The organism is Chamaesiphon sp., from assembly GCF_041737865.1.
Classification (GTDB): Bacteria; Cyanobacteriota; Cyanobacteriia; order Cyanobacteriales; family Chamaesiphonaceae; genus Chamaesiphon.
This window is the reverse complement of the sequence record NZ_JBGSQZ010000259.1, coordinates 21,723-29,011: the sequence shown is the minus strand read 5'-3', so window position 1 is coordinate 29,011 and position 7,289 is coordinate 21,723. Positions and strand designations below refer to the sequence as shown.

Annotated in this window: 8 protein-coding genes; 2 read left to right on the top strand and 6 right to left on the bottom strand. The window is 44.3% G+C overall.

The features are described from left to right. Positions 1–131 precede the first annotated feature (131 nt). Positions 132–281 (top strand): hypothetical protein, encoded by a 150-nt coding sequence (locus tag ACEW9J_RS19670; RefSeq protein ID WP_373546791.1) that lies wholly within the window; start codon positions 132–134, stop codon positions 279–281. Between the two features lie 98 nt (positions 282–379). On the opposite strand, the gene ACEW9J_RS19665 is transcribed toward ACEW9J_RS19670, so the two are convergent. Beyond that, complete coding sequence (locus ACEW9J_RS19665) at positions 380–685, bottom strand: YkvA family protein (protein WP_373546790.1); 306 nt, start codon at positions 683–685, stop codon at positions 380–382. Between the two features lie 301 nt (positions 686–986). Further along, on the bottom strand, positions 987–1,271 hold the full coding sequence (locus ACEW9J_RS19660; RefSeq protein WP_373546789.1) for a DUF2470 domain-containing protein: 285 nt from the start codon (positions 1,269–1,271) through the stop codon (positions 987–989). A gap of 179 nt (positions 1,272–1,450) precedes the next feature. On the opposite strand from ACEW9J_RS19660, the gene ACEW9J_RS19655 reads away from it, so the two are divergent. After that, positions 1,451–3,223 carry an ABC transporter ATP-binding protein gene (locus ACEW9J_RS19655; protein WP_373546788.1) on the top strand — a complete coding sequence of 591 codons (1,773 nt, stop codon included), beginning with the start codon at positions 1,451–1,453 and terminating at the stop codon, positions 3,221–3,223. Here ACEW9J_RS19655 and ACEW9J_RS19650 read toward each other — a convergent pair. The 4 genes from ACEW9J_RS19650 to sufD form a co-directional block, all read right to left on the bottom strand. Next, positions 3,216–3,851, bottom strand: coding sequence for a CHRD domain-containing protein (locus ACEW9J_RS19650; protein ID WP_373546787.1), 636 nt, complete (start codon positions 3,849–3,851; stop codon positions 3,216–3,218). The genes ACEW9J_RS19655 and ACEW9J_RS19650 overlap by 8 nt on opposite strands. A gap of 200 nt (positions 3,852–4,051) precedes the next feature. Next, positions 4,052–4,405, bottom strand: coding sequence for a single-stranded DNA-binding protein (locus tag ACEW9J_RS19645; protein ID WP_373546786.1), 354 nt, complete (start codon positions 4,403–4,405; stop codon positions 4,052–4,054). A 157-nt stretch (positions 4,406–4,562) separates the two neighbouring features. Continuing rightward, on the bottom strand, positions 4,563–5,831 hold the full coding sequence (locus ACEW9J_RS19640) for a SufS family cysteine desulfurase (RefSeq protein ID WP_373546785.1): 1,269 nt from the start codon (positions 5,829–5,831) through the stop codon (positions 4,563–4,565). Positions 5,832–5,904: 73 nt separating this feature from the next. After that, positions 5,905–7,182, bottom strand: coding sequence for a Fe-S cluster assembly protein SufD (sufD, locus tag ACEW9J_RS19635; protein WP_373546784.1), 1,278 nt, complete (start codon positions 7,180–7,182; stop codon positions 5,905–5,907). Positions 7,183–7,289 lie beyond the last annotated feature (107 nt).

The window sequence follows — 7,289 nt, the reverse complement described above, 5'->3', positions numbered from 1 at the left end:
TAGCAACTGTTCTAATTGAGTGATGACGTTCTAAATGTGCCGCAACTATTTTTTCTCGAAGATCGATTGAAGCTGGTTTCATTATCAAATATATTTTTACTACCCTTTAGTGTACCTCATAACTAGCAGAAGTGCTGTATGTAGCTGATGTTGGATTTCAGATCCGAAAAGATGCAACAGGCGGTGGTGCTGTCATTTCAACGGAAATGATTCAGATTCTTCACGATCTAGGAATGGAAGTATATTTATCTGAATACGGAGATTTTAGTGGTGTGGAATAAATATTCGGTACAATAAATATCTTTAAATAATATATTCAGATGTAAAAAAAGAAGTCCGAATTTGAAAATTCGGACTTCTACTTATATGACGGTGCTAATTAATCAACCTGTACAGCTTTGACATCCACTGGAGCGTCTTCAACTGGTGTTGTTGTAGATGTTGCTTTGTCAGATCTAGTATTTTGTGACTGTAATTTTTCTTTGGCAATTTGGGAAACTTCAGCAATCAGCAGCGAGATGATAATCCCATCATCTAACCAACCAATCACAGGGAAAACATCAGGAGATATATCGATCGGGCTGACCAGATATAGTAGAGAACCAGCTACTACCCACCATCGATATTTGGGATTACGTAGCAAGTCGCGATACCAGTTATAAATCGATTGGATAGAAAAGTTCATATCGGCTTCCTTAAGTCTATTTCTGAGTTATTTCTATCATCTCAGATTGGCATAAATTTGATAGGTGTGGAAAACTGATATTTTTGTCGTATCGTCCACACCTTTCTAGGCTTTAGGCTTTAGGTGTTAGGCTTTAGGGATTGGAAGGCTTTAGGCTTTAGGGATTAGAAGGTTTTAGGTTTTAGGGCTAGAAAAGTAGGGTGGGCAGTGTCTTGTCTCCCTAAACCCTCGGCAAAGCCGAGGAGCGGGAGCCGCTGCCCACCGTCTAGTTTATCGGCAACTGAATTTAGATACAAAAGGTTTAGGTTGCGAGTGTTCGGGCTTGTTTAATCATGGAGATTAGGACTTGGTGAGCGTCTTCGGAGTCTGTCAGTTCGCGATCGAATGGTATCCGTAGACTGACATTTTCGCCATCGACTAGAGCAGTCAGATCCATACCTAAGGGATCGATCGCACTCATGGCAGCGGTAGCGGCGGTAGGGGCTTTGCCGTAGACGTGGGCATAGGTAAGGACTGCGGACGCATGATCGTCGTTCATGTGCTTGCAAATGCGATCGCTGATTTCGGGAGTAATGGGATCTGCCATAGTATTTTGGTTTAATGGGTGAAAATATATTTCGATCGTACCGCAAACAGCCACTCTCTAGGTCAAAACTGACGTTCCTGTAGATCTATTGTTATTCTTTGAGTAGATCGATCGCTCATGGATAACGTTTGGAATCACCCTGCTACCATAATAAAGAGTGCCAAAGTTTTGAGTCAGACATGAATAGTACCTCCCACCCCCTTCAAAGATTGTTAGCTTATGGACGACAAGATCGCGGACGAACTTGGCAAGCTGCGATTTCATCAGTATTTAATAAACTATGTGATGTCGCTCCAGAAATTCTGATCGGGATCGCTGTCGATGTTGTCGTCAAAAAGCAAGATTCCTTCCTCGCAACATTAGGAATTAAAAATGTCGAGCAGCAACTAATTATCCTCACAATTATTACCGTTGTCGTGTGGGTACTAGAATCCCTCTCTCAATATATCTATACTAATCTCTGGCGCAATCTTTCCCAAAAAATTCAGCACAATCTCCGGCTCGACGCCTACGGACACATCCAACAGTTAGAATTGGCATACTTTGAAAATCAAAGTACTGGTAATCTGATGGGGATTTTGGGTGATGACATCAATCAACTAGAGCGGTTTCTAGATGTCGGAGCTAATGAAATCATTCAAGTAGTTACTAATGCGATCGTTATCGGTGGTGTATTTTTCGTACTGGCTCCATCATTGGCTTGGTGGTCGATCGTCCCAATTCCGATTATTATTATCGGCTCGATTTTGTTTCAAAAGAAACTCGCACCCTACTATGCCAATGTGCGCGAAAAAGTCGGCTTGCTAAATGGGCGACTGGCTAATAATCTAGGCGGAATTACCACGATCAAAAGCTTCACTACCGAAGCTTTTGAACTCGATCGCGTCCGCGCTGATAGCGAAGCCTATCGCCAGAGCAATCGGCGCGCGATTAAAGTTAGCGCGGCATTCGTACCATTAATTCGGATGGCAGTTTTATTTAGCTTTACGATGACACTCTTGCTCGGTGGCATCGCCGCTGTAAATGGTCAATTGGGTGTTGGTACTTATAGCATCCTAATTTATCTGACTCAGCGGTTACTGTGGCCGCTAACGCGCTTGGGTGAGACATTGGATCTCTATCAACGCGGGATGGCTTCGACCGATCGGGTGATGGATTTATTGGATACCCCGATCGCGATCGATTCTGGAACACTATTTTTACCACAAGTACGCGGTGATATTGAGCTAAAGGATGTCACTTTTGCCTATCCCGATCGCTCGACTGTTGTCAAAGAATTGTCACTAAAAATTCCTGCTGGACAGACGATCGCGATCGTCGGTGCGACAGGTTCGGGTAAAAGTACGTTAGTAAAACTCTTACTCAGGCTCTATGAAATTCAGTCGGGAGAGATTACTTTAGACGGTATTAATATTCAGGATCTACATCTAGCCGACTTACGCAGATCGATTGGGTTAGTCAGTCAAGATGTGTTTTTATTCCACGGTTCTGTGCGGGAAAATATCGCTTACGGTAGTCCTGATGCAACTTTAGATGAGGTAATCGCCGCTGCTAAAATTGCCGAAGCTGATGAATTTATCGATCTCTTACCGGAGCATTATGATACGATTGTCGGCGAAAGAGGACAGAAATTATCTGGGGGACAACGCCAACGGATTGCCATCGCCAGAGCGGTTTTAAAGAACCCGCCGATCTTAATTCTCGATGAAGCGACATCGGCTGTGGATAATGAAACCGAAGCCGCAATTCAAAGATCGCTCGATCGCATTACACTCGATCGCACTACAATTGCGATCGCGCATCGTCTCTCGACAATTCGCAACGCTCACTGTATTTATGTCATGGAACGTGGCAAATTAGTCGAAGCTGGTACTCACGATGAGCTGCTGGCTCTCGATCGGCTCTATGCTGGGTTATGGAATATTCAACAAAATGCTAAAGTTCTCACTTGAGAGGAGATTTAGAGGACTGGATCTTAATCTTCCGCTTGAGGATTAATCCTGCCCCCAGTGTGCCAAAGAGACCTAGTGTGTAAGACGGTTCTGGTACAGATGTTGATTGTGCTACAGGTAAGAAGAAACCGCTAATTTCACCATCAATGAAGGTGGCTGAATGAATGTTTAAATAAGCTGTCCCTGCTTCCAAGCTTGAAGTCAGTGCTGCTTGAGCACTTGCGGCTGTCCCACCACTTGCTGTGCGAAAATCTGTGTTGTAAGAACTGTTTTGTGTTAGATCGAACAAATTGTCATAGCTACCACTCTTCACTCCCAACGGAAAATTAGGCAAGCCAGTTACAACTCCACCAGTACCAGTAAAAGCTACTGTAGTTGGACCGTGGATATGAGGGTTTGTTGTGTTTCCAACTAATCCACTAAATGTCACCTGTAGCCTCAGTGTATTAGCGATATTATCGAGTGCTAATAATGCTGTTCCTGTCCCTGGCGAAGTGTTTGGGGGAGACTGATTCGGTCCAGTCAGATCGGCGGTAAAACTCAATATGGCAGCCTGTGATTGACTTGCAGGGGCTATAGCAACGATTGTCGTTGCTGCGAGATAGAAGCTGGTAAGAAGGAATTTCATAGAAAATTTTTGCTCGGGGGATACAGCTAATCTGGATAAAGGAACACTTAGTTTCTTTATCCAGATTGTAGTCGATTAGAGCAACATTGTGTCTCTAGTTTTCCCTTTCGACAAATTTACAATTTTGTCAGCTTTTTTGAGGCAGCTTTACAGCAACTCAGATCGATCCTCTAGCACGAAGTATGAATTACTTGGCTACTCTACATATAGTCTGGCATCGCTTCCGCAGCATCCTTCTTGGAGCCAAGGAGATCTAGACTATCAACTTTGATCACTGGGCGGGAGCGTTCGGTACCTGTAGCTTTATCGATCCAGGTTTCAACTTCGAGAGAGCCTTTAACGCCGATTTGACTACCTTTTTTAGCATAGTTTTTGGCAATCTCGCCAGTTTTACCCCAGATCTTGAGGTTAAACCAGTCGGGCTGATCTTGATTTTTGCTCCGACGATTGACAGCTAGAGTCAGCGTACACACACATTTCCCCGAACCCTCGAACCATTTGAGTTCTGGATCGCCACCAACTCTTCCAACCAGATGAACAACATTAAGACTCATAGTAAGTATAGTAGTTATGTACCTTATTCTACCTCAAGATGGCGATCGCTGTACCCCGCTTTATGGCGGGTTTTGGTAAAGATTTAGAACGAGCGTCTAGATTAAATGAGCTAAAATTGAGACGATCGCACATTCAACAGAGCGGTAGAGCGCAAAGTTAGCTAAAAATACTATCAAAAAACTCGATCGATTCAAGTAACGAAGCAACAAAAATATCGATTTCCTCTTTGGTATTGTAAAAGTACAAACTCGCCCGCGCCGTTGATTGAGCCTTAATAAACCGATGCAATGGCTGAGTGCAGTGGTGTCCCGCCCGAATGGCAATTCCGGCTTGATCCAACATCGTCGAAAGATCGTGAGGATGCACGTCACCAGAAGTGAAAGCAGCTAGCGCAGCGCGTTCTTTGGGTGGTTTGGGGCCATATATTTTAATTTGAGGAATATTCATTAACTTCTCAAATAAATAGGTATTCAACTCAACTTCATAAGCATGAATTTTATCCATCCCAATGTTAGTTAAATAATCCACCGCCGCACCTAACGCGATCGCTTCAGCAATAGCAGGCGTACCAGCTTCAAACTTGTGCGGTAAATCTGCATAAGTAGCATTTTCTAGAAATACATCAGCGATCATTTCACCACCACCTAAGAACGGAGGCATCGATCGCATCAAATTTAATTTACCGTACAAGAAGCCAATCCCAGTCGGGCCACACATTTTATGCCCCGATACTGCCAGCCAATCACAATCCATGTCCTGAACATCTAACGGCATATGTGGCGCACTTTGGCAAGCATCAATTAATACTTTTGCGCCATACTGATGCGCTAGTCCGATAATATCTTTGACAGGATTGATGCACCCTAATGTATTGGAAACATGGACGATCGATACTAGTTTTGTTTTATCATTAACTAGTGATTGATAGTGTCCAAAATCAAACTCTTCTTCTGGCGTAAGTTGAACGAACTTTAACCGCGCACCTGTTTTTTGAGCGACTAATTGCCACGGAATGAGATTGCTATGATGTTCCATCACTGATAGAATGACTTCATCACCACGCTGGAGATTGCTCAATCCCCAACTGTAAGCAACTAAGTTAATTGCTTCAGTAGCATTGCGCGTGTAGATAATCTCTTGCGAAGAAGCAGCATTGACAAATTTGGCAATCTTTTCTCTGGCACCTTCATAAGCATCAGTGGCTTCAGCACTGAGCGTATGTACGCCGCGATGAACGTTGGAATTATAGTGACTATAGTAGTGTTCGAGGGCGTGAATGACAGCATGAGGTTTATGGGAAGTTGCGGCATTATCTAGATATACCAACGGCTTACCATGCACTTCGCGATGGAGGATCGGAAAGTCTGCCCGAACTCGATCCGCAATAGTTAAGGTATCATTCTCTCTAGTTTGAATAAAAGTCATATCACCAGAATTTCCTGTAAGATTTTGGATTAGTCGTAGAATCGGGCTTTCTCTAGTCATTGCTTACCAGTGTTTAGTTAGCTTTAAATGCTTTTACTGCTGCGGCTAGTTTTTTATGGACTGAAGCGACGGGAACACGATCGATTATTTCTGCAGCAAAAGCGTTAATTAGTAATATTTTAGCTGTTTCGACATCTAAACCCCGACTCTGGAGATAAAAGATCTCGTCGTCTTCGAGTTGGCTGACTGTCGCTCCGTGGGAGCATTTGACGTTATCAGCGGTGATTTCGAGCTGAGGCTTGGTATCGATGCGCGCTCTAGGTGATAGTAGAAGATTCCGATTTAGTTGCCCTGCATTGGTTTGTTGGGCGGCTTGGGGCACGAATACTTTACCGTTGAAAATCGCATGAGCGCGATCGTCTACGATACACTTATGCAGTTGATTGGTAATCCCGTGGGGCTTGGTGAGGGCGATGACGCTGTGAGTATCCGATTCTTGTTCGCCATTTACCATCGTCAAACCATTGAGGTAGGTTTCAGTCTGCGCGCCGATTTGGAAGATTTCCCAGTTGTGGCGGGAGAGTTTACTACCAAACTCGATCGAGTTACCAGTATAAGCACTATGTTCGGATTGCGAAACCGCTGTTTTGCCGATATGGATGGCGGCGATATCTTCGGTTTGGATGCGAGTATGGTTGAGCTTAGCTGCTGCACCCAACCAGATTTCAGTCACGCTGTTATTGAAGTAGGTACCGCTGGAAGCTGCTGGATGCAGAAATTCTTGGACGATAGTTGCGCTACTTCTCTGTTCTAACACGACTAGAGTACGCGGTTGAGTTGCGATTGCCGTATCATCTACGGTAGTGACAAATAATAGGTGAATTGGGGACTCGATGCTAGTATCTGGAGCCAACCAAACTACGGCTGATTCATTAAGTCCAGCAGTATTAATCGCGGTAAAGACTTCCTCACCACCAGGTTGTTTGCCGAGATAATCAGTAACGGCTAATCCAGCAGCGTTGGCTGCGGCGAGATTCCCGATAAATACGCCAGCAGGTAAATTAGCAAGGCTGGAGAGTAAAGGCGCATAGATGCCATTGATGAAGACTAAACGGCTCTGAGCAGCTTCGGGAATAGCCAAATCGTCAATACTCACAGGCGGTAGCTGTTGACTCGGTGCTGTGAAGGTTTGCTCCATCAGTGGCGATAAGTTAGTAAACCGCCATTCTTCATTCTTATTAGTAGGAATAGTCTCCTCTTGCAGATATCCAGCAGCTTGAGTACGAATATCCTGAAGTTGCGGATTTGGGGGCGGAGTGAGCGGAAGGAGTTGGGTAAGAGTTGCCGTCATTATTAGCTAATTTTAGAATCTGGTGAAAAATATCCTCCAAGGAGGGGTGCCCGTAGGGCGGGGTGGGTGAAATCTACGTAGCAAATCGAGTAATAACTGAGTTAGTT